This window comes from Flavobacterium indicum GPTSA100-9 = DSM 17447, from assembly GCF_000455605.1.
In the GTDB taxonomy this organism is placed as follows: Bacteria; Bacteroidota; Bacteroidia; order Flavobacteriales; family Flavobacteriaceae; genus Flavobacterium; species Flavobacterium indicum.
The window spans coordinates 211,031-236,666 of record NC_017025.1 but is presented as its reverse complement, the minus strand read 5'-3'; the positions used below and the strand labels follow the sequence as shown (position 1 = coordinate 236,666).

At 30.3% G+C, this 25,636-nt stretch carries 20 protein-coding genes; 15 read left to right on the top strand and 5 right to left on the bottom strand.

What is annotated here, in order from left to right; translation table 11 throughout:
* The first annotated feature begins 39 nt into the window (after window positions 1–39).
* The 4 genes from KQS_RS01055 to KQS_RS01040 all read left to right on the top strand — a co-directional run bounded on the left by KQS_RS01055 (window position 40) and on the right by KQS_RS01040 (window position 8,669).
* A complete protein-coding gene (locus tag KQS_RS01055; RefSeq protein ID WP_041251936.1) occupies window positions 40–3,063 on the top strand; it encodes a SusC/RagA family TonB-linked outer membrane protein in 3,024 nt (1,007 codons plus the stop codon).
* A gap of 10 nt (window positions 3,064–3,073) precedes the next feature.
* Window positions 3,074–4,672 carry a RagB/SusD family nutrient uptake outer membrane protein gene (locus tag KQS_RS01050; protein WP_014387352.1) on the top strand — a complete coding sequence of 533 codons (1,599 nt, stop codon included), beginning with the start codon at window positions 3,074–3,076 and terminating at the stop codon, window positions 4,670–4,672.
* A gap of 22 nt (window positions 4,673–4,694) precedes the next feature.
* A complete protein-coding gene (locus tag KQS_RS01045; protein WP_014387351.1) occupies window positions 4,695–5,741 on the top strand; it encodes a SusE domain-containing protein in 1,047 nt (348 codons plus the stop codon).
* An 84-nt stretch (window positions 5,742–5,825) separates the two neighbouring features.
* Window positions 5,826–8,669 (top strand): alpha-amylase family glycosyl hydrolase, encoded by a 2,844-nt coding sequence (locus tag KQS_RS01040; RefSeq protein ID WP_014387350.1) that lies wholly within the window; start codon window positions 5,826–5,828, stop codon window positions 8,667–8,669.
* 44 nt (window positions 8,670–8,713) lie between these two features.
* Here the strand turns inward: KQS_RS01040 and KQS_RS01035 are convergent, their stop codons facing one another.
* Both KQS_RS01035 and KQS_RS01030 read right to left on the bottom strand, forming a co-directional pair.
* On the bottom strand, window positions 8,714–9,496 hold the full coding sequence (locus tag KQS_RS01035; protein ID WP_014387349.1) for a DUF3050 domain-containing protein: 783 nt from the start codon (window positions 9,494–9,496) through the stop codon (window positions 8,714–8,716).
* Window positions 9,497–9,613: 117 nt separating this feature from the next.
* Window positions 9,614–10,792 carry an acyl-CoA dehydrogenase family protein gene (locus KQS_RS01030; RefSeq protein WP_014387348.1) on the bottom strand — a complete coding sequence of 393 codons (1,179 nt, stop codon included), beginning with the start codon at window positions 10,790–10,792 and terminating at the stop codon, window positions 9,614–9,616.
* A gap of 510 nt (window positions 10,793–11,302) precedes the next feature.
* Between KQS_RS01030 and KQS_RS01025 the strand changes: the two genes are divergently transcribed.
* The 10 genes from KQS_RS01025 to KQS_RS00985 all read left to right on the top strand — a co-directional run bounded on the left by KQS_RS01025 (window position 11,303) and on the right by KQS_RS00985 (window position 22,256).
* Entirely contained in the window at window positions 11,303–12,208 is a 906-nt protein-coding gene (locus tag KQS_RS01025; RefSeq protein WP_014387347.1) for a hypothetical protein, read from the top strand.
* Between the two features lie 11 nt (window positions 12,209–12,219).
* Window positions 12,220–12,444: a hypothetical protein gene (locus tag KQS_RS01020; RefSeq protein ID WP_014387346.1), complete on the top strand. Its 225-nt coding sequence runs from the start codon at window positions 12,220–12,222 to the stop codon at window positions 12,442–12,444.
* 116 nt (window positions 12,445–12,560) lie between these two features.
* On the top strand, window positions 12,561–13,568 hold the full coding sequence (gwsG, locus tag KQS_RS01015) for a grasp-with-spasm system ATP-grasp peptide maturase (RefSeq protein WP_014387345.1): 1,008 nt from the start codon (window positions 12,561–12,563) through the stop codon (window positions 13,566–13,568).
* A 3-nt stretch (window positions 13,569–13,571) separates the two neighbouring features.
* On the top strand, window positions 13,572–13,748 hold the full coding sequence (locus KQS_RS14265; RefSeq protein WP_014387344.1) for a hypothetical protein: 177 nt from the start codon (window positions 13,572–13,574) through the stop codon (window positions 13,746–13,748).
* Window positions 13,749–13,751: 3 nt separating this feature from the next.
* A complete protein-coding gene (gene gwsS, locus KQS_RS01010; RefSeq protein ID WP_014387343.1) occupies window positions 13,752–14,858 on the top strand; it encodes a grasp-with-spasm system SPASM domain peptide maturase in 1,107 nt (368 codons plus the stop codon).
* Between the two features lie 827 nt (window positions 14,859–15,685).
* Window positions 15,686–17,197 (top strand): thioredoxin domain-containing protein, encoded by a 1,512-nt coding sequence (locus KQS_RS01005; RefSeq protein ID WP_014387342.1) that lies wholly within the window; start codon window positions 15,686–15,688, stop codon window positions 17,195–17,197.
* A 79-nt stretch (window positions 17,198–17,276) separates the two neighbouring features.
* The gene (locus tag KQS_RS01000; RefSeq protein WP_014387341.1) at window positions 17,277–17,552 is read left to right on the top strand and encodes a hypothetical protein; all 276 of its coding nucleotides are present in this window, start codon (window positions 17,277–17,279) and stop codon (window positions 17,550–17,552) included.
* A 51-nt stretch (window positions 17,553–17,603) separates the two neighbouring features.
* On the top strand, window positions 17,604–18,710 hold the full coding sequence (locus KQS_RS00995; RefSeq protein WP_014387340.1) for a TlpA disulfide reductase family protein: 1,107 nt from the start codon (window positions 17,604–17,606) through the stop codon (window positions 18,708–18,710).
* On the top strand, window positions 18,711–20,966 hold the full coding sequence (locus KQS_RS00990) for a peptidase domain-containing ABC transporter (protein ID WP_014387339.1): 2,256 nt from the start codon (window positions 18,711–18,713) through the stop codon (window positions 20,964–20,966).
* Window positions 20,967–20,969: 3 nt separating this feature from the next.
* On the top strand, window positions 20,970–22,256 hold the full coding sequence (locus KQS_RS00985) for an HlyD family secretion protein (protein ID WP_014387338.1): 1,287 nt from the start codon (window positions 20,970–20,972) through the stop codon (window positions 22,254–22,256).
* Here the strand turns inward: KQS_RS00985 and KQS_RS00980 are convergent, their stop codons facing one another.
* From KQS_RS00980 to KQS_RS00970, 3 genes are read right to left on the bottom strand one after another with little or no spacing between them, the layout of a single operon-like run.
* Entirely contained in the window at window positions 22,257–22,991 is a 735-nt protein-coding gene (locus KQS_RS00980) for a tRNA1(Val) (adenine(37)-N6)-methyltransferase (protein ID WP_014387337.1), read from the bottom strand. It lies immediately after the preceding gene.
* A 23-nt stretch (window positions 22,992–23,014) separates the two neighbouring features.
* Window positions 23,015–23,542, bottom strand: a complete 528-nt coding sequence (gene rimM / locus KQS_RS00975) for a ribosome maturation factor RimM (protein WP_014387336.1) — start codon at window positions 23,540–23,542, stop codon at window positions 23,015–23,017.
* Between the two features lie 12 nt (window positions 23,543–23,554).
* Window positions 23,555–24,109 carry a 30S ribosomal protein S16 gene (locus tag KQS_RS00970; protein WP_014387335.1) on the bottom strand — a complete coding sequence of 185 codons (555 nt, stop codon included), beginning with the start codon at window positions 24,107–24,109 and terminating at the stop codon, window positions 23,555–23,557.
* A 130-nt stretch (window positions 24,110–24,239) separates the two neighbouring features.
* Here KQS_RS00970 and KQS_RS00965 point away from each other — a divergent pair, with 130 nt between their 5' ends.
* Entirely contained in the window at window positions 24,240–25,628 is a 1,389-nt protein-coding gene (locus KQS_RS00965) for a dipeptidase (protein ID WP_014387334.1), read from the top strand.
* The last annotated feature ends 8 nt before the right edge of the window (window positions 25,629–25,636 follow it).

The window sequence follows — 25,636 nt, the reverse complement described above, 5'->3', positions numbered from 1 at the left end:
TAAGCAATTAAAAACAGACAATTAACTTAAACAATTTGTATGAAAACTATGCTCAAAAAAATGCTATTTTTTCTGCTATTGTTACCTTTTAGCGTTTTAGCTCAAAACACAGTAAAAGGTAAGGTTGTAGACAGTTCAACTTCACAACCAATAGCAGGCGTTACAGTAGCAATTACAGGTACAAATACCGCAACAATTACTGATAGTCAAGGTGAATTTACATTAAAAAATGTTAAGACTGGAAGTACAATTTCAATTTCCTTTTTAGGATACACTACGCAAACGATTAAGTACAATGGTCAAACTTCAGTAACTGTTTCTTTAGATTCTAGTGAAAAAGCTATTGATGAAGTTGTGGTTGTTGGATACGGAAAAGTAAAGAAAAAAGACGCAACAGGTTCTGTTACTCAAGTTTCTGAAAAAGATTTTAATAAAGGAGCAACTCCAACTGTTGAAAACTTATTAAACGGAAGAGTGGCTGGTGTTCAAATTAATACTGGTGGTGGTCCAGCTTCGGGATCAGCAATTAGAATTAGAGGAGGTTCTTCATTAACAGCAGACAATGAACCTTTAATAGTAATTGATGGTTTACCTTTATTAGGTTCTTCAGAAGGAACTCCTTCAGGATCAAGAAACTTTTTAGCAACAATTGACCCTACAACAATTGAGTCAATTACAGTTTTAAAAGATGCTGCTTCTACAGCCATTTATGGATCAAGAGCTTCAAATGGTGTTATTTTAATTACTACAAAAAAAGGAAGTAAAAAACTTTCTGTTGAATACAACTTTCAATATGGATCTGGAAAAAACAGAAGAAAAATAGATGTTTTAAATGCTTCACAATTTGTAAGCGCTGTTGAGAAATATTTTCCAGGATCAACGAATCAATTAGGTATTGACGATCCAAGTACTACAGCAACAGACAACCCTTTAACTCCAGGGGTAATTGAAGGGAGAATTTTATACGACACAGATTGGCAAGATGAAATTTATAGAAGAACAGATTACGCTGTTAACACATTGAATTTAGGTGGTAATTTATTTAAAACTATTCCAACAAGATTAACAATTAGCAATACTTACCAAGAAGGCTTAGTGTTAACTGATAAATTTAATAGATCCAATGTAGGTTTAGCTTTGAGTCCTAGTTTTTTAGATAATCACCTTAAACTAAACGTAAATGCGAACTATTCTAATGAAAAAAATAAATTTGCAGCTACACCAATAGGAGCAGCTTTAAGAATGGATCCTACTAAGCCAATTTATAGTGGTAACAATTCATGGGGAGGATTTACTGAATTTATTCAAAACACTTCAACAAACCAATTAACATCTGGAGGAACAAGAAATCCAGTTGGTAATATTTTATTAAACAATAATGTATCTAATGTAAATAGAGTTTTTGGAAATGTTCAATTGGACTATAAATTACACTTTTTACCAGAATTAAGAGCAGTTGTTAATGTAGGTTTTGACCAATCAAAAGGAGAAGGTGACAATTTTACGAGTAGAAATTCTGCTACTGCATTTAGCATTTTAGATGGAACATTAGAATCTAATAAACTTGGAAGTAAATCTAATTATTCATCATCAATAACAAATAAACTATTTGATGGTTATTTAAATTATTTGAAAAAATTCGGAAAATTAGAATTAGATGCAACAGCTGGTTATTCGTATCAAAAATTTGAAAGAAGTTATTTCAACTCAAACAATATTTATAATCCAAATGATATTGCAGATGAAGCTATTATTACAGATCAAGTTTTATTAGGTTTCTTTGGAAGAACTAATTTCACATGGAACGACAAGTACATTGTGTCTTTATCTTACAGAAGAGACGGTTCTTCTCGTTTCCCTAAAGACAAAAAATACGGTAATTTCCCAGGAGCTTCTGTTGCATGGAAAATCAACAAAGATTTCTTTAAAGACAGTAAAGTTATTTCTGATTTAAAATTAAGAGCAGGTTGGGGTGTTACGGGTCAACAAAATTTAGGAATTAATGACTTTTATTTACCTTTATACGGAACAGGAAACCCAGATTCTCAATACATATTTGGAAACAACGCCTATATTTTAGGACAACCAAAAGCTTTTAATGATAAATTAAAATGGGAAGAAACTACCAATTACAATGCGGGTATAGATTATGGTTTATGGAATAATAGAATTAGTGGTAGTATAGATGTTTTCTATAAATTATCTGAAGATTTATTATTTGGTAATGCTCCATTTGCAGATGGATCAAATTTTTCAAATCAAGGTGCGCAAAACTTAGGTAGTTTTACTACTAAAGGTATAGAATTTAATTTAAATGCTGATGTATTAAGAGGCACAACATTCAAATGGAATGTTAACTTTAACGCATCAACTTACCAAAGAAGAATTAAAAGCTTATACGCTGGAAGTGACACCTATGTAGGAGGAATTGGTGGAGGAACAGGTGGTACTATTCAAATATTTAGCGAAGGATGGACTCCAAACTCATTCTATGTTTACAATCAATTATACAATCAAAACGGGACACCTATTGAAGGAGCTTTTGCTGACTTAAACGGTGATGGAATTGTTAATGAAAAAGACAGGTATATCTACAAAAACCCTGATCCAAATCTATTATTAGGATTCCAATCAAACATGAATTACAAAAATTTTGATTTAGCATTTAATTTAAGAGCAAGTTTTGGTAATAAAATGTATAACAATGTAAAATCAGCAAATGCATATACCTCTTTATTAAGTGATGTTGGTGGAACAGTTGCTAATGTACCTAGTTCTACTTTTGATAGTAACTTTACAAGCACAGGTAACAATGTAATTTTCTCTGATTATTATATAGAAGACGCTTCTTTTGTAAGAGTTGACAACATAACATTAGGCTATACATTTCCACAAACAGAAAAACGTAAATCAACAATTCGTTTAACTGCAGGAATTCAAAATCCAAACTTCTTATTGTTCACAGATTATTCTGGTTTAGATCCGGAAGTGTTTGGAGGTATTGATAATACTATTTATCCTAGACAAGAACAATTCTTAGTAGGATTAAATGTTAAATTTTAATTAGTAGACTATGAAAAAATTTAAAATAAATATTTTAGCTTTAGTAAGCGGATTATTTCTTTTCACATCTTGTACCAAAGATCTAGATGTTACACCAGAGGATGATGATCTTTTTTTATCAGAAAACTTTTTTAGTAATCCACAGTCATACAAACAAGGATTAGCTGGAGTATACGGAAATTTATCTTTAACTGGAATAACAGGTGCAGGTTCATCAAATATTCAAGGATTAGATGCTGGAACAAGTCATTATGGTAGATGTTTATGGTATTTACAGAATTTAAGTACTGATGAAGTAATATGGAGTTATGAAAATGATCCGGGAGTAGCTGAAATTCAGAGAAATACATGGACATCAAATAACCCTATAGTTTTAGGAATGTTTGCAAGAGGCATGGCTCAAGTTGCATTTTGTAATGAGTATTTGAGACAAACTACACCTGAAAAATTAAGTGGAAGAGGTGTAACGGATTCACAATTATTAGCAAATATTGAGGATTATAGAAATGAGGTTCGTGCATTAAGAGCATTAGCTTATTATCATTTAATGGACATGTATGGTAAAGCCGCATTTTATACCGAAAACGATCAAATCGGAATTGCAGGTCCTGAATATAATAGACAGCAATTATTTTCTTTTATTGAATCTGACTTAAATGCAATATTACCTGCTTTGAAAGCACCAAGAACAAATGAATATGGTAGAGTTGACAAAGCATTTGCATGGATGATATTAGGAAAAATGTATTTAAATGCAGAAGTTTATATAGGACAAAATAGATATGCTGATTGTGTTACTATGTGTAATAACATTATTGGAGGAGGTTATACTTTAGAAGCGAATTACTTAGATAACTTTAAAGCAGACAATCATACTTCGACAGAAATGATTTTTACTTTACAATCAGATGGTAATGTTACACAAAATTATGGACCTACTACCGTAATGATTAATGGCCAAGTTGGATCTATTGAACAAAACGGAACTTCAATGGGAGTAAGTTCAAGTGGTTGGGGAGGTGCATTACGTTTAAGAAAACAATTTGTACAAAAATTTGATGGAGGATCTTTTACTTCTGATGAAAGAAAAACAATAATTTCTGGAACTAGACCGATTGACATTACTACAATTGCAGATAGAGATCAGGGATATGTATTAGCCAAATATTCAAATATTTCTTCTACAGGTATACCAGGTGTAAATCAAGGATTTGTAGATACAGATTTTCCTTTATTTAGATTAGCCGATGTGTATTTAATGTATGCTGAGTGCGCATTAAGAGGTGCTGGAAACGCGTCAACTTCACAAGCCTTAACTTATATTAATGATTTAAGAGAAAGAGCAAACAATGGACCTGTAGCGAATATATCTTCTGGAGATTTAACATTAGATTTCATTTTAGATGAAAGAGCAAGAGAATTACATTGGGAAGGACACAGAAGACAAGATTTAATTCGTTTCAATAAATACACGGGAGGTTCTTACAATTGGGCTTGGAAAGGTAATGGTTCAAACGGAATTGCTTTACCGGCACATTTAAAGGTTTTCCCTATTCCATCATCTAGTTTATCTTCAAATCCTAACTTATCTCAAAATATTGGTTATTAATATTATATTAAACTAAAGAATCATGAAAAATATATTTAAAACTTTTTTAGCGTTATTTTTAGCTATTAATCTTACTTCTTGTGAGGATGAAAGCAACCTGGCTTATGTTAATGAAGCAGGAGATTTTAACATTACTTCACCTGTTACTGGAAGCAGTGTCGTTTTAACACCAGATTACCCTACAAATCCGGCTTTAACATTAACATGGCAAGCAGCCAATTTTGGAACTCCAACAGCTATTGATTATACTGTTCAGGTTTCATTATCTGGAAGCAATTTTGCAGATGTAACAGATATAACTTCTACAAATAATACTTTTGCAGCTATTACAGTTGATGAATTAAACGGAGCAGCAGTTGCTGCAGGATTAATTCCATATACTGAAGGTGGTTTAGATATTAGAATTAAAGCTACTATTGGCACAAATGCAGAAATGACTAAATATTCAAATACTATTACTTATTTAGTAACGCCATATACTACAGAATTACCTAAATTAGCTGTTCCTGGAAACCATCAAGGTTGGACGCCTGGAACTGCTCCAAGAATTGCAGCTTCAGGTTTTGGACAAACAGACTATGAAGGATACATGTGGTTAGACGGTGGACACAAATTTGTTGGTCCAGATGCATCCGGTAATTACAATTGGGGTAATACTGATTGGGGAGATGATGGTTCTTTTAGCGGTGTTTTAGCTGAAACAGGAGAATCAGATTGTACAGCACCAGCAGGATACTATAGAGTTCAAGCTAATACAACTGCTTTAACTTATACTGAAACATTAACAAACTGGGGAATTGTTGGTGCAGCTACTCCAGGAGGATGGACCTCAAGTACCGCATTAACCTACAACCCTTCTACAAAAAAATGGGAAGGAACAATTGCTTTAACTGCAGGTGAATTCAAATTTAGAGCAAATGACGCATGGACAATTAATTTAGGTGGAGATAGTGATTCAGACGGTTCAATGAATTATGACGGACCAAACTTAAGTATAGCCACTTCAGGAACATATTTTGTTACTTTAGATTTAAGTAATCCTCGCGCATACACTTACTCAATACAATAAATATAAATCAGGGCTGAGCAATCAGCCCTTTTTTCACAATATAGAAATACCAATATTGTTATTTCTAATTTTTATTTTAGGCTTATGAAAAAGATTTACTCATTATTATTACTTTTATTTTATTGTTCATTAACTGCACAAGTTTCTTGGCAAGGCGGAACAACTCCAGAAGCCAATCAAACAGCTACCATTTTGTTTGATAAAACTGGAACTGGATTAGCTTCGTATTCTGGAACAATATATGCACACACAGGAGTAACCCTTAATGGTACACCTTGGCAAAATGTTATTGGATCTTGGGGTAATAATACCACACAACCAGCTTTAACTTTAGTTTCAGGAAACATATACAAATTAGATTTAACACCAACAATTTTAAATTATTATGGTGTATCGAGTGGAACTGTTTCAAAAATTAATATTGTTTTTAGAAGCAATACTGGAGCACAACAAACAACTGATTTAGAATTAAATGTTGGCGCCTATCAAGCAACTTTAACAGCTCCTAATGAAAATTCAACTACCTTATTAAATTCAGGTCAAAATTTAAGCATTGCAGCTAATAACACAAATGGAAATGCTAATTATAACTTATTCGCGAATGGAGTAAGTATTCACACCTATACTGGAACAAGTTATAGTTACACAGATTCAAATATTACTGCAAATAAAAGCTATGACTTACAAATTACACAAGGTGCAACAACATATTCAAAAAAGTTTAGTGTAATTATTAATCCTGGAACTATATCACAGGCTCTTCCTGCTGGAATGGAAATAGGAATTAACTACAACACTTCTGATGCAACTAAAGCAACTTTAGTTTTAGAAGCTCCTGGTAAAGATTTTGTATATGTTGCTGGAACATTCAATAACTGGCAACCTTCTTCTTCTTATGCTATGAAAAAAGACCCTACTTCTGGAAAATTTTGGCTAGAATTAACGGGTTTAACTTCAGGAACAGAATATTTATATCAATATTGGGTTGTAGATACAACACCAATAGCAAATTCTCCAACTATTGTTAAAACAGCAGACCCGTGTTCAACATTGGTATTGTCATCTTTTGATGACCCGTATATTCCTGCTACTAGTTATCCTGGATTAATGCCTTATCCAAATGGACAAGACAGAGAAGTTACTGTTCTACAAACAGGTCAAACAGCTTATCCATGGGTTGTTACTAATTTTACAAAACCAAGTAAAGATAAATTAGTGGTTTATGAGCTTTTAGTTCGTGATTTTGATTCTGATAAAAATTATCAAGATGTAATTGATAAAATAGATTACTTTAAAAATTTAGGAATTAATGCCATAGAATTAATGCCAGTTATGGAATTTGAAGGCAATGAAAGTTGGGGTTATAACACTGCCTTTCACATGGCATTAGATAAATTTTATGGCAATAAAAATAAATTAAAAGAATTAATTGATTTATGTCACCAAAATGGTATAGCTGTTATTTTAGATATTGCCTTTAACCATGCCTTTGGAAGAAATCCAATGGTTCGTATGTGGATGAATGATCCTGATGGTGATGGTTGGGGAAGCCCAAGTACAGAAAATCCATATTTCAATACAGTTGCTAAACATAGTTATAGTGTAGGAGAAGATTTTAATCATTCATCAAATTATACAAAAGATTATGTAAAAAGAACCGTTAAACATTGGATAACTGAATTTAAAATTGATGGATTCCGTTGGGATTTAACAAAAGGATTTACACAAAACTGTACAGCTGGGGATGATGCTTGTACCAATGCTTATCAAGCAGATAGAGTTGCTGTATTAAAAGAATATGCAGATTATACATGGAGTTTAGACAATGATCATTATGTTATTTTTGAACATTTAGGAACAGATTCTGAAGAACAACAATGGGCAAACTATAGAATAGCAGAAGGCAAAGGAATCATGATGTGGGGTGAATTATATGAACCTTACAAACAATTAGCTTTAGGTTTTTCAACTAATGGTGATATTACAAGAATGGGACATGTTAGTCGTGGTTTTACTGGAAAACGATTAATGGGATATCCTGAAAGTCATGACAAAGACCGTTTAATGTATCAAGCTTACACTTATGGAAATAGTGCTGGTACTGCACCAGTTGGCGGAAATTTAAACAATGCTTTAAACAGAATGCCTGCTGTAGGAGCAACAAGTATTTTAATTCCTGGTCCAAAAATGATTTGGCATTTTCAAGAATTAGGAATGGATGATTCTATTTTTACTTGTAATAATGGAACTGTTAATAGTGATGTAGATGCCATTGCAGGTGATTGTAAATTAGACACTAAACCTCAACCTCAATGGGTTGAAAATTGGTTAACTACTGCACCAAGAAGCACTATATATTCAGACTATGTGAAATTCATAAAAATGAAAAAGAATGATCCTGTTTTTAACGGGGATTACACAATTAGTCCTAACGGTAGTAACATTAGACAACGTATCTATATATATGACAACAGTTTGCCATCTACACAATTGAAAAATGTAGTTATCCTTGCTAATTATTCAGTAGCTGCTCAAAATATTACACCGGATTTTCCATATACAGGAACATGGTATAATTTAATGACAAATGCGCCTCTGACAGTTACAAGTACAACGGCACAAATTACTTTAAATCCAGGTGAATATAGAATCTATGGTAATCAGGTTTCTGCTGCATTAGCAAATGAAGCTTTTGAATTTGCTTCACAAATAGAATTATATCCTAATCCAGCTCAAACTTCATTTGTGCTAACTAATGATGTGAAAAAACTAGACATTTACTCTATTACAGGACAACTTATTAAATCTGCAAATAAAATCAATGCGTTAGAAAATATAAATATTTCAGATTTATCAAAAGGAGTTTATCTTGTAAAAATCGAAACTAACGAATCGATTTCAATCTCCAAAAAATTAATTAAAGAGTAGTTAGAAAAAATCCCGATTAAATCGGGATTTTTTATTTTATTCAATTAAACCAATTCATGTTTATGTTCAATTTGTTCTAAAATTGAATCCCATAAACCAATTCTTTTTTCTAAAGCTTCAATAGAAGTTTCTTCTACTTCTTGCCATTTTTTTGCATCATTGCCACATAATTCACTAATCATTTGCATCGCCATTGGACCATGTTCATCGGCATCTAATTCAATATGTCTTTCAAAATAATATATCAATTTAGACAAATTGGTTTCAGGAAAATTTTGTTGAAAATTACGTAATATTTCAGTAAACATAGTTGGAATTAAATCTTCTCTTCCAAAAGTAAATGCAGCTGCAATTTTATGCGGCTTCCCTTCTTCAATTATTCTAAATGTATAATCTAAAAATGCTTTTACTTTTTCATCGAGTTTAGACGTCTTTATGGAAACAAAAATATTTTTTGTTGCAGCAACATCAGAAAGAAACTGATTTACATCATTGGTATTGGCTCCACATTGTTGCATAGCATCTAAATACATTTCATAATGACTTTGACGGTTTCCATCGCTTGCTAAATCGGTTTCTTCTGCTACTACAATTTCATTTATTAAATAACGAATTTCAGGATTACCAACAGGCAACCAAGGCGTTTCTACACAAGTAAGTTTGGCTTGTAAGGCTTTTAACAAAGACATAAAATCCCACACAGCATACACATGATTTTCTAAAAAAACATGTAAATCTTCAATAGAAGCCACTTTTTCATATAATGTATGTTGCAACAATTGCTCCTTTAATGGCTGAATACTTTGGTTTATATTTTGAATTGACATAATAAAAAGGTTTTATTCAGATATACGTAATCTGAAAGAAAATTGATTTATGTAACAAAAATAAAAATGCTTCTCGAACTAGAGAAGCATTTTATATCAATTTTATTTATTGTTTAATTACTTGAATGCAGGGAAACCAGTAACATCCATACCTGTAATTAACAAATGAATGTCATGCGTACCTTCATATGTAACTACTGACTCTAAATTCATCATATGACGCATGATTGAATATTCACCAGTAATTCCCATTCCTCCTAACATCTGACGTGCATCACGTGCAATTGTTAAGGCCATATCCACATTATTTCTTTTTGCCATTGAAATTTGAGCCGAAGTAGCTCTACCTTCATTACGTAAAACACCTAAACGCCACGTTAACAACTGCGCTTTAGTAATTTCAGTAATCATTTCAGCTAATTTCTTTTGTTGTAATTGCGTAGCTCCAATAGGTTTGTCAAACTGAATACGCTCTTTTGAATAACGCAAAGCAGTATCATAACAATCCATAGCTGCACCAATGGCACCCCAAGCAATACCGTAACGCGCTGAATCTAAACATCCTAGCGGCGCACCTAAACCAGATTTATTTGGTAATAAATTTTCTTTAGGCACTTTTACATTATCAAAAATAAGCTCTCCAGTTGCAGAAGCTCTTAACGACCATTTATTGTGAGTTTCAGGAGTTGAAAAACCTTCCATTCCTCGTTCCACGATTAATCCGTGAATTCTACCTTCTTCATTTTTAGCCCAAACAACCGCAATATCTGCAAAAGGTGCATTTGAAATCCACATTTTAGCACCATTTAAAAGATAATGATCGCCCATATCTTTAAAATTAGTTACCATTCCTCCTGGATTAGAACCAAAATCAGGTTCTGTTAATCCAAAACAACCAATCCATTCACCTGTAGCTAATTTAGGTAAATACTTCATGCGTTGTTCTTCGTTACCATATTTCCAAATAGGATACATTACTAATGAAGACTGTACCGAAGAAGTAGATCGCACACCTGAATCACCACGCTCAATTTCTTGCATGATTAAACCATATGAAATTTGATCTAATCCAGCACCACCATATTCTACTGGAATATAAGGTCCAAAACCACCAATTTCTCCCAAACCTTTTACAATTTGTTTCGGGAATTCTGCACGTTGTGCATATTCTTCAATAATAGGAGAAACTTCTTTTTTAACCCATGCTCTTGCAGCATCACGTACTAATTTATGTTCTTCCGAAAGTAAATCGTCTAACAAGTAGTAATCAGGCGATTGAAATAAGTCTGGTTTCATAAGTTTAAGTTTTAATTTTTCATTTGTAGCTTATGGCATCGCTTTTTAATAGTTGTGTTTGCCTACGCAAACTTGTAATTAGTAGCAATGTCATAATATTTTGTGTGTTTTGTTTGTTTTTTTATGCTCTAAGCTAGTATTCTTTTGCTTAGCGGGTACAAAAATAATTAATTTTTAACATAAGTGAATTAAAATGTTAGATTTATTGAACTATTTAAATTGGATTTTAAATCACCATTAAAAGAGAAAATAAAAACAATTAACTTCTGTAGTCAAATAGAGCATTTAATTCATTTTTAAAAAAACCAAGAAAATGGCATCAAAAGCACTATTGTATTGGTTGAATAAAAAAGTTAAATGCTGATAAAAATGAATATTTAACTCAAATTAAAAAAATAATAGAGTTCGGACAAGAATTTTTTATTGAATTGAAAAAAGTACACCAATGTATCCTTAAAAAGTACACTTTTATGTAATATCATTTTACAGAAAACACTTTAAATTTGAATTATGAAAAAAACAATTGTTTTATTAACGCTTATACTATTATTACTTTCTTGTAAAAGTAAATTTACACGAATTGGGGATGAAAATGCAAATTACATACCCTACTATTTAAAAGTTTATGAAGCGGATAGTTTGTATATAATAAAAGAATACGAAAAAAGTTATGCTATTTTAGATAAATTATTTAACGAGTATGAGCCAATCGATATGGATACTTATTTTGAGTTTTCTAACTACTTTGAATTAAAAGTTGTTTTAAATAAAAAAATAAAACCCAAAAATTTTGACTTATTAGTAAGCAAATATGGTTATGTAAAAGAAAGAATTCTTGTAGATTCTTTATTAAATATTTATGTAAAAAATAAATACAGGGATTTTGAAAAAAAATATCCTGAATTACGCAAAACTTATCTGGCTACAATAAATGTTTCGCTAAGAGATAGTATAAAAAAAATGAATGCACTTGACCAAATGTATCGTCAAAAAGAACAAGACCTAAGCAAGTTAAAAGAAATTGACACAGTAAACATTCAAAAAATTAATAAATTTTTTGATAAATACGGTTATATCAACAAAAAAGTAATTGGTAATTCTTCAATTGACAATAGCCAAGTAAGTATCGAAGTCATGTTATTACATACGCAACCAGATTATAGACTAAAAACCTTGATGCCAAAAATACATAATTATTTACTCAGAGGTGATGCAAGCCCTTTAATATATGGGAAATTATACGATCAATATTTGTTGTATGGAGGAAAAGAGCAATATTATGGAACTTATCAAACTCCAAAAAAGATTATGATGCCTTTAGACACATTAAATAAAAGACGAAAAAATATAGGTTTGCCTAGTTATGGATATGAAAGATGGAGAATGAAACAATTATATCCAGAAAAATTTAATTAATACATAATCACATGAAACAGTTAAAAAAGTTTGTTATTGAAAATTCGTTTGAAGAATTAAGTTTAAACGAGATGAAAAGTATTTGCGGTAGTAAAAATTTCCCATCAAGCTCTAGAACTATTAGTAGTACACTTAACAGTTGGAATTGTCAGGATGAATTATGGACTGATTATCTTGATGAGAATGGAGTCTTGATTGCCATTTCTGAGGAAAACCATTTGATTGAGTATCCTTAATTTTAAAATTTAGGGCATATTTAAAATTCTTCGTTTGAATCTTTATAACTTATTTTAATCGAAAGAGGTTACTTTAGAGTCGTAATGAAGTTATTACAGCAAAAAAGTACAAAAATTTGTTTCAAAAAGATGTATCATTAGATTACAAGAGTAAATTTAGAAAAGCTTTAGAAAAATTCTTAGATAAAAACGATATGCTTCTAATAATAACTGAAGAAGCCGATTATACTACATCAGTAGTTATAGATTGGCTTCTTTTTAATAATATAAAATTTATCAGGATTAACCAAACAGATGAATTGGAAATTTATTTTTTAAAAGATGATATAGAATTAAAGGCAAAAAACTATAGTTTTTTGTTATCTGAAATTACATCTTATTGGTATAGGAGAGGTTCTTTGAATATTAAATTCAACAAAACAACAGATAAAAAAATTAATAATTTTATTAATTTAGAAGTTAGTAAATGTTTACAGTATTTATATTTTAAATTATCCAAACTACATCATTTAAATCTCTATCAGAATGCTGTCGTTAATAAGTTAATTGTTTCTGGAATTGCAAGAGAAATAGGCTTTACTACTCCTAATGATTATTTGATAAATACTAAAGAAGAGTTATTTAAAATAAAAGGATATAAAAACCATATTAGCAAGACAATTACTGGAAGTACAATGATAAATCTTGGAGAATATACATTGGTTGGAAACACAAAATTTCTTGATTGTAAAAATAAAATCACCAATAACTTTTTCCCTTCATTAGTACAAAATTATATTGAAAAAAGATATGAGTTAAGGATTTTTTATCTTGATGGATGTACCTATAGTATGGCTATTTTTTCTCAAAATGATGAAACTACAAAAGTTGATTTTAGAAATTATAATAAAAATAATCCTAATCGTACAATCCCATTTAATTTACCTACTGTTATTGAAAAAAAAATAGACAAACTAATGAAGAAATTAAATTTAAATTCTGGATCAATCGATATGATCGTAACACCCGATCTTGAATTTGTCTTTTTAGAAGTTAATCCAGTTGGTCAATTTGGTATGGTGTCTTATCCTTGTAACTATAGATTACATGAAAAAATTGTATCTTTTTTTGATAATATTATTTAATTAATGGAAAAAAATAAAATACTTGAAGAATTTAAACAGTGTTTACCACTTTCTCTTCAAAATATAGAGCTTAAAGAAAATCTTTCTGCTGTAACAGGTAAAGTTTATCCTGTTGAAAAATACAACACGAAAGTTTATCCCTTTTTACAATTTTATAAACATATAACAAGAATAATTTAATTAATGGAATATTTTAAATTATACTCAAATTGTTTTATAGTCAAAGGTGCTAAAAGAAGCTTAATATTTGACAGTCAAAAATATCAAATAAATTTTATTCCAAATGATTTAGTCGAAATCATTGAAAAAACTGAGAGATTAAGTATTGAGGAAATCCAAGCAGAATATGGAGAATCTAACCAAAAAACAATAAATGAATATTTCGAAAATTTAATTGCATTAGAATATGGTTTTTATTGTTATGAATTGGAAAAAAACTGGTTCCCTAAAATTGATACAACTTTTAAACAACCTAATCAAATAAGTAATATAATACTTGAAAATATAAACGATTTTGAATTTCTAAAAAAAGTGATTTTCGAGTTAGAAAAATTGCAAGTTACAATTGTAGAGTTTATGTATTACGACAATGTATGCGATATTATTGAAGAAATATGTAATCTTTTTGAAAATACTTTGATAAAAAACATAAATCTCAATCTACTTTATTCTGAAAAAACAGATAATGAATGGCTAAAAAAAATAACTTCCAGATATTTCAGGATTTCAAAAATTATTATTCATAGTTCTCCTTTTGACAAATCATTAGAAAGTGATAAATTTGACTTTGTAAATATTATTTTTACTCAAAAGATGATTAGTAATTTTTTGAATTGTGGTATGGTGAAGTCTAACCATTTTTCAAAGGAGTATGATCATTTCCTCGAATCCATTAACCATAACACCTGCCTACACAAAAAACTCACTATTGACAAAGACGGTAATATTAAAAACTGCCCAGCAATGCCACAAAGCTTTGGCAATATAAAAGACACTACATTAGAAGAAGCTTTAAATCATCCCGATTTTAAGAAATATTGGAATGTAACTAAAGACATGATAGAAATATGCAAAGACTGTGAATTCCGTCATATTTGTACCGATTGTCGTGCTTATACTGAGCGTACTCATTTTGAAGAAGATATAGATTTATCGAAACCCTTAAAATGTGGATACAATCCCTATACTAATGAATGGGCTGATTGGAGCACTAATCCATTAAAACAAAAAGCTATAGAATATTACGGTATGCAAGAGCTAGTTAAAAATTACACTTGTAACAAATCCTAGTATTTTTTCATATTATTTACTCCAAATAATATTCAAATGAAATATTAAATGATATCACTAAATGTACCTAATTATTTTTAAGCAGAAAACACAAATGATGTAATTATTAGTTAGAAAAAAGGAAAGTATCCATTATAATTCATCTAATATTATATTTTGGTTTTGAAAAAATACAATATGTTTTCTACTTTTTCGAATAAGTAACATTTGTTTAAAGAATATTTTTTCAAATTAAAATATGACCCTTTTTATATTTTTTCGGATATTTTAAATATTATGTAATATCATCTATAAATGAAGTAACTACTTTTTAAACTAAACACGAGCAGCATCACGCACTAATTTATGTTCTTCTGAAAGTAAATCGTCTAACAAGTAGTAATAAGGCGATTGAAATAAATCTGGTTTCATAAATTAAAGTTTTAATTTTTCATTTGTAGCTTATGGTATTGCTTTTTAATAGTTGTGTTGTATACGCAAACTTTTAATTAGTAGCGATGTCATAATATTTTGTGTGTTTTGTTTGTTTTTTTATGCTCTAAGCTAGTATTCTTTTGCTTAGTGAATAAAAATATATAATTTCCAACATAAGTAGGTTAAAATGTTAGATTTATTGAACTATTTATATAGCAATTCAAAATTTAATTTAATTAAGAAAATAATATTTATCCAATTCTATCCCTATTTAAATCTTTTTTTAAATTTTAAAAAACAATGAATTTTATTACATATTTAAAATAAAAAAATATATTTGCAAGAAAATACACTTAATAAATAAAAAATAAATAAACCAAAGCAACGTTAACTTACTAATAATTTTTTAAGCCATGTTAAACACCATTATTGCTTACCTTCATAGACTTGGATTTAACCATAAATTAAATGAATTTAAAAACAATTATTATTCTCACCCAAATTATCCTAGTTTACTAGCAATAACAGACTCACTAAATCTAGTTGGAATTGAAAATGTTGCTGCCAACGTTCCGTTTAACAACATTAATAATTTACCAAATAAATTTGTAGCTGAATTGGTTGTAAATAATAAAAACGACTTTTTTATTATTGAAAAAGTTGATGACGAATTTTTTATATCTAATGAAAATTTTAAAAGAAAGCAGTATAGTTTTCAATCTCTTACTGTTTTTTGGACGGGTTTAATTCTATTAGTTGAAGAAAATGAAAGCCCAACAACTAAAGAAAATGACTCAAGATATAGTAATTTTATTTTGTTAGCGATAATAGGATTATGTCTAGTTCTTTTAAAGAATAATTCATTTTATACAATAGTTCAATTAATTCTTTCTCTAACTGGTTTGTTTCTATCATTGGAAATAAATAAGTCTTTTTTTAGTGGTAGTAAAGATATTGAGTCTAAATTTTGTAATTATGGGAATGATTTTTCTTGTAACGATATTATAAAATCTAATACAGAAATATTTAAAAAACATTTAAGTTTTGTAGACCTACCAATACTCTTTTTTTCTTTTTCATTTTTATTACAAGTTTTTTTTCCAAATCTGATTGAGATAATTGGTTTGTTAAGTTTATTATCATCACCAGTTATTTTATATTCGATTTATTATCAGAAATTCAAAGCTAAGAAATGGTGTGTACTATGTTTATCTGTTTCTTTTGTAATAATATTAAACTCAATTCTATTTCTCTTAAATTTTAATTCACCAAAAGTAGATTTTGTTGATGTTTTTAATGTTTTCTTTTTAATGTTAATAGTTTACATGTTTTGGAAAGTGATTAAAAAAAATATTTTAAAAAATAATGATTTGCAAAATCAAAATAATGCTCTACTCCGTTTCAAAAGAGATAAGGAAATATTTGAAAAGCTTTCTAAAAATGTTGAGTTAAATTCAGCAAACTTAAATTTGATTGAATTAGGAAATGAAAATGCGAGAAATACAATAATACTTTTTATTAGTCCAAGTTGTCCGCATTGTCATAAAGCATTTAAAGAATCAATAGAAATTATTGAAAAGTTTCCAGAAGCCTATAATCTTAAAATTGGTTTTAATGTAAATGTTAATAATAATGAAAATCCTTTTATTGATGTTGTATTTATTATTCTGAGATTACATTCTTCTAACGGGGATTATAAAAATGCTCTAATAGATTGGCATATTAGAAACATGGAAATAGAAAAGTGGAAGGAAAAATGGGAAATGACAGTTATATCAACAAAAAATGAAATTGAAGAAATAAAAAATCAATTCAATTGGTGTTTGCAAAATGATTTTCATTATGCTCCGGTTAGAGTTTTCAATGGTTTTTTATTAAATGAAAATTATGATTTAAAAGATGTCTTCTATTTTGTAGACGATTAAAAATATTGTTGCAACGATAGTCAAAACTCTTAATTGACTTTAAATGTTTAAGAGATTAATAATATTTAATTTTTTTAATATGAAAAAATCAATTTTAAATTTAGAAGGTGTTCAAGTACTTTCTAGAAATGAGCAAAAAAGTGTAAATGGAGGATTAGCCTATGGTTCAAGATCTTGCAAGTTAGTAATTATGAGCCCAAATGGCACCTCAGTTACGTACACAGGAACATGCTCTATAACTGTTGACTATAATTACATTAATGGTACGCCATATCCTACAACTCGTTCTTATTGCAACGTTGGTTTAGGAGATTCTGTCCCATTAACATCAAACGGAGGTAGTTCTTATTGTTAATATTTATAATGGAGAATTTTATTCTCCATTATTCATTTAAATTTTTTATAAATGAATAACTTTAAAAAGTTAAGAAACATCTTATTTATTATTTTTTTGTTAGTGTTTTCATCATGTACAAATAATGAAAAAATAATTATTATTAAGGGTGATATTTCTAATCTACCCGACGGAACTATATATTTATCTCAAAAGTCTTACAATGACAAGGTAGATAGTGTAATTACAAAAAATGGTAAATTTAATTTTAGTTATACTTTAAAATCCAACGAACCAATATATATGGGTTTACATCATATTGATAAAAAAGGTGTGTTTATGTTGACAGGGTTTCCTACAAGTGCAAAGTATAATAATAAAAAATATAATTCTGCTTTGTTTATGTCAGATTCAACTATAATTATTAAAGGTAAGTTAACAGAATATTGTCCAATAGGAATACAAAAAAATACTAAAACAAAGTTTGTAGATTTTCCTAGAATTAAAGCTGGTTATCAAACTAATGCTTTATTTAATGTAGATGGAGATTTGTTTGATAATATTAATAAAAACACATATAATAAAGTATTATTAAAAATAAAAGAGTTTCCAAATTCTTATCATTTGTTATTTAGTATTAATGATAATAGAAATAGTTTTACACCTACTCAAGTAAATAATTTTTTAAAATCATTTAAAGGAGAAATTACTCAAAGCGAGACTTTCAATAAACTAAAAAAATATAATGAAAAACGATTAGAAAAGAAAGTTAATACATCACCTTCTCTAAAAAATAAAATAGGAAAAATAGAAAAAGTACTTGACAGTAAATATGATAAACATTTGGTAGTTTTTTGGGCTAGTTGGTGCGGACCATGTAGGCAAGAAATACCTGGATTAAAAAACATTTATAATAAATATAAAAACAAAGTAGAGTTTGTTTCTATTTCTACTGATTCTAACGAGCAATTGTGGCAAAACGCTTTAGAAAAAGAAAATATGCTTTGGAAACAATTCATAGTAAATGAAAAGTCTAATGATTATGAAAAAATAGAAATCTTTTTTCAATTAAGTAAATCAATCCCTTATACCTTGTTATTAGATAAAAATATGAAAGTAATTAAATCTTATGTAGGTTTAATGAGTGAGTTTGAATTAGATAAATATATTTCTGAATAAATGAATTTTCCCCACTACAAGCAACCTGATTCTAAAGACTGTGGCCCAACGTGTTTAAAAATCGTTGCCAAACATTATGGTAGAACTTTAAACATTCAAACTTTACGGGAGTTATCTGAAACTACTCGTGAGGGTAGTAATTTATTAACCCTAAGTGAAGCTGCGGAGAACATAGGATTTAGAACTCTTGGCGTTAAATTATCTTTAGAAAAATTACAAGAAGCTCCACTTCCCTGTGTTTTACATTGGAACAATAACCATTATGTAGTGCTAGCCTCCCTCAATCCCTCCAAAGGAGGGAGGCTGAAAAGCTTTGTGTCTAAACTTTTCGGTTATAAAAAATCCCCCTTTCGGGGTTGGGGGGCTATAGTAAGTGATCCAGCTCATGGTTTATTAGAATATTCAAAAGAAGAATTTTTGAAGTTTTGGATTGGAAATAATGCCAACGAAACTACTGAAGAAGGTATTGCGTTGCTATTAGAACCTACTCCTAAATTTCACCAATCAGAAAACGATATTGAAGAAAAAACATTTGGATTTGGTTTACTGTCAAAATACATTTGGCAATACAAGTCGTTTATTATTCAATTAGCAGTTGGTTTATTAGCGGGGAGTTTACTGCAATTAGTATTGCCGTTTTTAACACAAAGTGTAGTCGATGTTGGGATTCAAAATCAAAACATCAATTTTATTTATATTGTTTTAGTTGCACAATTATTTTTATTTTTTGGAAAAACGGCTTTAGAATTGATAAGAAGCTGGATATTATTGCATCTTTCTACACGCATTAATATTTCATTAATTTCCGATTTTTTCATCAAATTAATGAATCTCCCCATTTCATTTTTTGATGTGAGAATGACCGGTGATATTATGCAACGTATTAATGACCACCATCGTATTGAGCGTATTTTAACTACTTCTTCATTAAGCACACTATTTTCAGTATTTAATATGTTGATTATGGGTGGTGTTTTAGCCTATTATAATCTGAAAATATTTGCTGTTTTTTTCTTAGGAAGTATCGCTTATTTCTTTTGGATCACCCTATTTCTAAAAAAAAGAGCTACTCTAGACTATAAACGTTTTGCTGAAGTAAGTCAAGAGCAAAGTAAAGTCATGGAACTTATTAATGGTATGCAAGAAATTAAATTGCATAATGCTGAAAAACAAAAACGTTGGGGTTGGGAATACATACAAGCTCGTTTGTTTAAAGTTTCTATGAAAGGATTGGCCTTAGAACAAACACAAAGCATTGGTTCCAATTTTATTAATGAATTAAAAAATATCATCATAGTATTCTTATCAGCTAAATTAGTAATTGACGGTCAAATTACTTTAGGAATGATGATGGCTATAACGAGTATTGTAGGTAATCTAAATGGCCCAGTAGTGCAATTAATTAGTTTTATTAGGGAATGGCAAGATGCTAAAATTTCCTTAGCTCGCCTAGCGGAAATTCATGATAAAGAAGATGAAACGCAACAAGAAAAAGGACAAGTACATGATATACATAATTATGATGATATTACAATGGATAATGTCAATTTTAGATATATTGGTTCGGATGTGGAGGTTATTAAAGATTTGAATTTAACAATACCTAAAAATAAAATTACAGCTATAGTTGGAACAAGTGGAAGTGGCAAAACTACTTTAATGAAATTGTTGTTAAAATTCTACGAACCGTCAAAAGGAAGTATAAAATATGGTGTTACCGATTTGAATTATATTTCTCAAAAAGCCTGGCGTAAGCATGTGGGAACAGTAATGCAAGAAGGCTATATTTTTAATGATACTATTGCAAATAATATAGCCATTGGCGAAAGCATAATAGACAAACAACGTTTGTTATATGCCGCAGATGTTGCTAATATTAAAGATTTTATTTTAGAATATCCCTTAGGGTTTAATACTAAAATAGGTCAAGAAGGCGTGGGTATGAGTACCGGACAAAAACAACGTTTATTAATTGCACGAGCCGTTTATAAAAATCCAGAAATGCTATTTTTTGACGAAGCAACTTCTGCCTTGGACGCGAACAATGAAAAAGTCATTATGGAGAAGTTGAACCATTTTTTTCAGGAAAAAACAGTAGTTATTATTGCTCACAGATTAAGTACAGTTATGAATGCCGATCAAATAGTGGTTCTTGAAAAAGGTAAAATTATTGAAATAGGAAATCATGAAAAATTAGTAGCTAAAAAAGGAAGTTATTACAATTTAGTTAAGAATCAATTACAATTAGGAAATTAAATTATGCCAAACAAAGATGAAAATATAGAATTAAGAAGCGAGGAAGTTCAAGAACTATTAACCCGAATACCAAGTAGATTATTGCGTTATGGATCAATGGTTATTCTTGCAATTATGGTCCTTGTTTTGTTTTTAAGCTGGCTAATAAAATATCCTACTGTAGTCACGGCACCTGTTTCTATTACCACTGTTCAACCTCCAGAAAAGTTAATTGCTAAAGCTTCGGGTAAAATTCAAGCAATTTTGACAAAAGATAAGTCTATTGTTACTCCAAACACTGTTTTAGCAATTCTAGAAAATTCGGCAGATTATAAAGTTGTATTTCAATTGAAAAACATTGTAGATAAATATACTTTTGAAAATAAATTCCCTTTTGAAAAATTTTATGGGACTTCGTTAGGTGAATTAGAAAATGTATATGCCTTGTTTCAAAAAGAATATCAAGCAGACGAATTACTTAAAAAATTGCAACCCTATCAGGTAGATAAATCAGCACAATCGTTAGAACAAGTTCAATTACAAGATAGATTACAATTATTGCTTTCTCAAAAAGAAATTTCAGAAATTGAATTGCAATTACAAAAACAAGATTTTCAAAGGTATGAGAGTTTATATAAAAAGGGAGTGGTTTCATCACAAGAATATGAAAAAAACAAGTTAGCTTTTTTACAAGCCCAAAAAAATTTTAAAAACCTACAGAGTTCAATTTCACAAACTAAATCAGCTATTAATGAACTTAACAAATCAAAGAAGACTACAGAAATTAATGAAACTAAAGAAATTTCATCGTTGAACAGAAATCTTATTCAAGCATTTTTTCAGTTAAAGAAAGCCATCAAAGAATGGGAATTGAATTATGCTTTTGTGTCTAAAAATGGTGGTATAGTGAGTTTTATGCAAATTTGGTCGGTGAATCAAAATATTGAAGGTGGTGAAATTTTGTTCTCAATTGTACCACAACAATCAAAAGCTTTTATTGCAAAAGTAAAAGCTCCTGCTCAAAATGCAGGGAAACTTAAAGTTGGTCAAGAAGTCAATATTCGATTGGCTAATTATCCTGATACAGAATTTGGAGTTTTAAAAGGTAAAGTTCAAAACATGTCTTTAATTCCTGACAAAGAAGGAAATTTAATACTTGATGTGATTCTAAGCAAAGGGCTGAAAACATCTTATCATAAAGAAATTGTATTCCAGCAAGAAATGAGTGGAACAGCAGATATAATCACTGAAGATTTAAGATTATTAGAACGGTTATTTTATCAGTTCAGAAGCCTGTTTCAAGTAGAATAATTACATCTTCAAATAAAAATCTTTTGTTAATTCAATATATTCTGGAGTGTATTGATGACGTGCCGTTTCAATCACTAACTCTTCAATCAAAGGCGTTTGTTGAATTCGAGTAAAAGCCAATAAACTTCGCTTAATTTCTGTTGTTGGTGTACCTTTTACACGCGTAATTCTTAAAGGAAACAACCCGCGTTCTTGACATAACTGCACAAAACGTACTTCTTCTTTATAAGGAATAATAACTGAAAAAATTCCAGTGTCAGAAAGAAAAAAGTCGGCAGCTTCAATTAATTCTTCAAAAGGCAATGCGTCTTCAAACCGAGCAAAATCGCGTTTTTCATCGCCCGATTTAAATTCATCTGTATAAAAAGGGGGATTGGAAACAATAACATCAAACAACTCTTCTACTTCATCCACAAATTCATCTAAACCTGCATGGTAACAATACAAGCGATCATTCCATGGTGAATTTTCAAAATTTTCCACACATTGTTCATACGCATCGGCATCAATTTCAATTGCATCAATTTGCGTTGCCAGTTCGCCACTAGGGCTCGTGTGTTCAGCTTGACTTCTTTGTGCTAACATTAAAGCAATTAAACCTGTACCTGCGCCAATGTCTAAAATTGAAAATGGATGATTAATTAATGGCGTCCATGCGCCCAGTAAAACACCATCCGTTCCAACTTTCATGGCACAGCGGTCTTGTTTTATAGCAAATTGTTTGAATTGAAACATATTTAAATTTCAACTATTGCGTTTTATTCAAGGTACAAATCCACTAATCCAACTGGAGTATTCATGGTAATTTCCTTTTTAGAACGATTCACTTCTACGATAAAATCGTCAATCATAGGAATAAGGATTTGTTTTTCTCCTTTGAATATTTCAAAAAGAGGTTGTGCAGTATTTTCAATAATGGAATGAATCGTTCCAATGTCACCTAAACGTTGATCAACCACTTTAAAACCAATAATTTCATGGTAATAAAATTGATTGCCTTCTAATTGAGGTAATAAAGTCAGTGGTAAATACAATTCAGATCCCAAAAGATTATCAGCATCAGCTTCTGAATCTACTTCTTCAAATTTTACCCGTAGGAATTTATCTTTGTGTAGGGAAGATTGTTCAATAAAAAATGGAACCAGATTTCGATTCATTTGAACGAAAACTGATTCCAAATTTTGATACATTTCAGGCTCATCTGTGTCTAAATAACATAGAACTTCGCCTTTGAAACTAAACTTTTTAGCGATTTTGCCTAAATAGAAACATTCGTCTTTACGCATTATCGCACTATATTAAGCTTCTGTTTCGTTGTTTTCTTCTGTAGCTGGTGCTTCTTCAGTAGCAGCTTCAACTTCTGGAGTCTCAACTACCTCTTCAGTAGCTTCTGCCGCTTTTGCAGCTTCAGCTTGAGCAGCAATACGTCTTTCGTTTGCTTCTTTTTCAGCTTTTAATGCCGCTGCTTTAGCATCTGCTTGTGCTTTTGCTAAACCAGTTTCTTTAGTAGCTACTTTTCCTGCTTTTTCTTCTAACCAAGCGGCTAATTTAGCATCTGCTTGTTCTTGAGTTAAAGCACCTTTTCTTACCCCCCCATCTAAGTGGTGTTTTAATAACGCCCCTTTGTAAGATAAAATTGCTCTAGCAGTATCCGTAGGTTGTGCACCATTGAATAACCATTGAGCAGCTTTATCAATGTTTAAATCGATAGTAGCTGGGTTCGTGTTTGGATTGTAAGTTCCTAATTTTTCTAAGAATTTACCATCTCTTTTTGAGCGAGCATCTGCCGCTACGATCCAGTAAAAAGGTTTCCCTTTTTTACCATGTCTTTGTAATCTAATTTTTACTGACATAATCTAATTGATTAATTTGAGGTTCTCGACCTCGGTTATTAAGGGTGCAAATGTACAACTTTTTTTGAAACCACAAAAAACAAATAATTAAAAGACAAATACTTATCTTTGACTTTTACAATAAACAACCATGGAAAACATAAAACAATACGTTCAAGAAAACAAAGAACGTTTTTTAAATGAATTAATTGAATTATTAAAAATTCCTTCAGTAAGTGCAGATAGTGCTTATGCTCAGGATGTTATCGACACAGCAAATGCGGTAAAAAACAGTTTAGAAAAAGCAGGATGTGATGTAGTAGAGTTATGTGAAACTCCTGGCTATCCTATTGTTTTTGGCGAAAAAATTATTGACCCAAAACTTCCTACTGTTTTAGTTTATGGTCATTATGATGTGCAACCTGCTGATCCAATTGAATTATGGGACTCTCCTCCTTTTGAACCTGTAATCAAAAAAACTGAATTACATCCAGAAGGTGCTATTTTCGCAAGAGGCGCTTGTGATGATAAAGGTCAAATGTACATGCATGTGAAAGCTTTTGAATATATGGTTCAAAACAACTGCCTTCCTTGTAACGTGAAATTTATGATTGAAGGAGAGGAAGAAGTAGGTTCTAAAAGTTTGGGATGGTTTGTAGAGCGTAACCACGAAAAATTAGCCAATGATGTGATTTTAATTTCTGATACGGGTATGATTTCTAACACCCAACCTTCTATCACAACTGGATTAAGAGGTTTGAGTTATGTAGAAGTAGAAGTAACTGGTCCAAATAGAGATTTACATTCTGGTTTATACGGTGGTGCTGTGGCCAATCCAATAAATGTTTTGACCAAAATGATTGCTTCATTACACGACGAAAACAATCATATTACAATTCCTGGTTTTTATGATCGTGTTGAAGAATTGTCTCTAGAGGAACGTGCACAAATGGCAAAAAGACCATTTAGTCAAGAGGCGTATAATAAAGCATTGGATATTGCTGAAGAATATGGCGAAACTGGTTATACTACAAACGAAAGAAATTCTATCCGTCCTACATTAGATGTTAATGGAATTTGGGGTGGATATACTGGCGAAGGAGCAAAAACAGTCATTGCAAGTAAAGCCTATGCAAAAATTTCAATGCGATTGGTTCCGAACCAAGATTGGGAAGAAATTACACAATTATTCCAAAAACATTTTGAAAGTATTGCACCAAAAGCCGTTAAAGTAAAAGTAACTCCACACCATGGCGGGCAAGGCTATGTAACCCCTATTGATTCAATCGGATATCAAGCTGCTTCAAAAGCATATTCTGATTCATTTGGCGTGACACCAATTCCTGTTCGTTCAGGAGGAAGTATACCAATTGTTGCTTTATTTGAACAAGAATTAAAAAGCAAAACCATAATGATGGGATTTGGATTAGACAGTGATGCTATTCATTCACCAAACGAACATTATGGCGTTTTCAATTATTTAAAAGGTATTGAAACGATTCCATTATTTTATAAATATTTTGCTGAATTAAATAAATAAAAAAAAGG

What these genes read in the sequence shown, in the direction of transcription:
- KQS_RS01055 (WP_041251936.1), top strand. Translation starts at nt 40, where the DNA reads ATGAAAACTATGCTCAAAAAAATGCTATTTTTTCTGCTATTGTTACCT.
- KQS_RS01050 (WP_014387352.1), top strand. Translation starts at nt 3,074, where the DNA reads ATGAAAAAATTTAAAATAAATATTTTAGCTTTAGTAAGCGGATTATTT.
- KQS_RS01045 (WP_014387351.1), top strand. Translation starts at nt 4,695, where the DNA reads ATGAAAAATATATTTAAAACTTTTTTAGCGTTATTTTTAGCTATTAAT.
- KQS_RS01040 (WP_014387350.1), top strand. Translation starts at nt 5,826, where the DNA reads ATGAAAAAGATTTACTCATTATTATTACTTTTATTTTATTGTTCATTA.
- KQS_RS01035 (WP_014387349.1), bottom strand. Translation starts at nt 9,496, where the DNA reads ATGTCAATTCAAAATATAAACCAAAGTATTCAGCCATTAAAGGAGCAA.
- KQS_RS01030 (WP_014387348.1), bottom strand. Translation starts at nt 10,792, where the DNA reads ATGAAACCAGACTTATTTCAATCGCCTGATTACTACTTGTTAGACGAT.
- KQS_RS01025 (WP_014387347.1), top strand. Translation starts at nt 11,303, where the DNA reads ATGAAAAAAACAATTGTTTTATTAACGCTTATACTATTATTACTTTCT.
- KQS_RS01020 (WP_014387346.1), top strand. Translation starts at nt 12,220, where the DNA reads ATGAAACAGTTAAAAAAGTTTGTTATTGAAAATTCGTTTGAAGAATTA.
- KQS_RS14265 (WP_014387344.1), top strand. Translation starts at nt 13,572, where the DNA reads ATGGAAAAAAATAAAATACTTGAAGAATTTAAACAGTGTTTACCACTT.
- gwsS (WP_014387343.1), top strand. Translation starts at nt 13,752, where the DNA reads ATGGAATATTTTAAATTATACTCAAATTGTTTTATAGTCAAAGGTGCT.
- KQS_RS01005 (WP_014387342.1), top strand. Translation starts at nt 15,686, where the DNA reads ATGTTAAACACCATTATTGCTTACCTTCATAGACTTGGATTTAACCAT.
- KQS_RS01000 (WP_014387341.1), top strand. Translation starts at nt 17,277, where the DNA reads ATGAAAAAATCAATTTTAAATTTAGAAGGTGTTCAAGTACTTTCTAGA.
- KQS_RS00995 (WP_014387340.1), top strand. Translation starts at nt 17,604, where the DNA reads ATGAATAACTTTAAAAAGTTAAGAAACATCTTATTTATTATTTTTTTG.
- KQS_RS00990 (WP_014387339.1), top strand. Translation starts at nt 18,711, where the DNA reads ATGAATTTTCCCCACTACAAGCAACCTGATTCTAAAGACTGTGGCCCA.
- KQS_RS00985 (WP_014387338.1), top strand. Translation starts at nt 20,970, where the DNA reads ATGCCAAACAAAGATGAAAATATAGAATTAAGAAGCGAGGAAGTTCAA.
- KQS_RS00980 (WP_014387337.1), bottom strand. Translation starts at nt 22,991, where the DNA reads ATGTTTCAATTCAAACAATTTGCTATAAAACAAGACCGCTGTGCCATG.
- rimM (WP_014387336.1), bottom strand. Translation starts at nt 23,542, where the DNA reads ATGCGTAAAGACGAATGTTTCTATTTAGGCAAAATCGCTAAAAAGTTT.
- KQS_RS00970 (WP_014387335.1), bottom strand. Translation starts at nt 24,109, where the DNA reads ATGTCAGTAAAAATTAGATTACAAAGACATGGTAAAAAAGGGAAACCT.
- KQS_RS00965 (WP_014387334.1), top strand. Translation starts at nt 24,240, where the DNA reads ATGGAAAACATAAAACAATACGTTCAAGAAAACAAAGAACGTTTTTTA.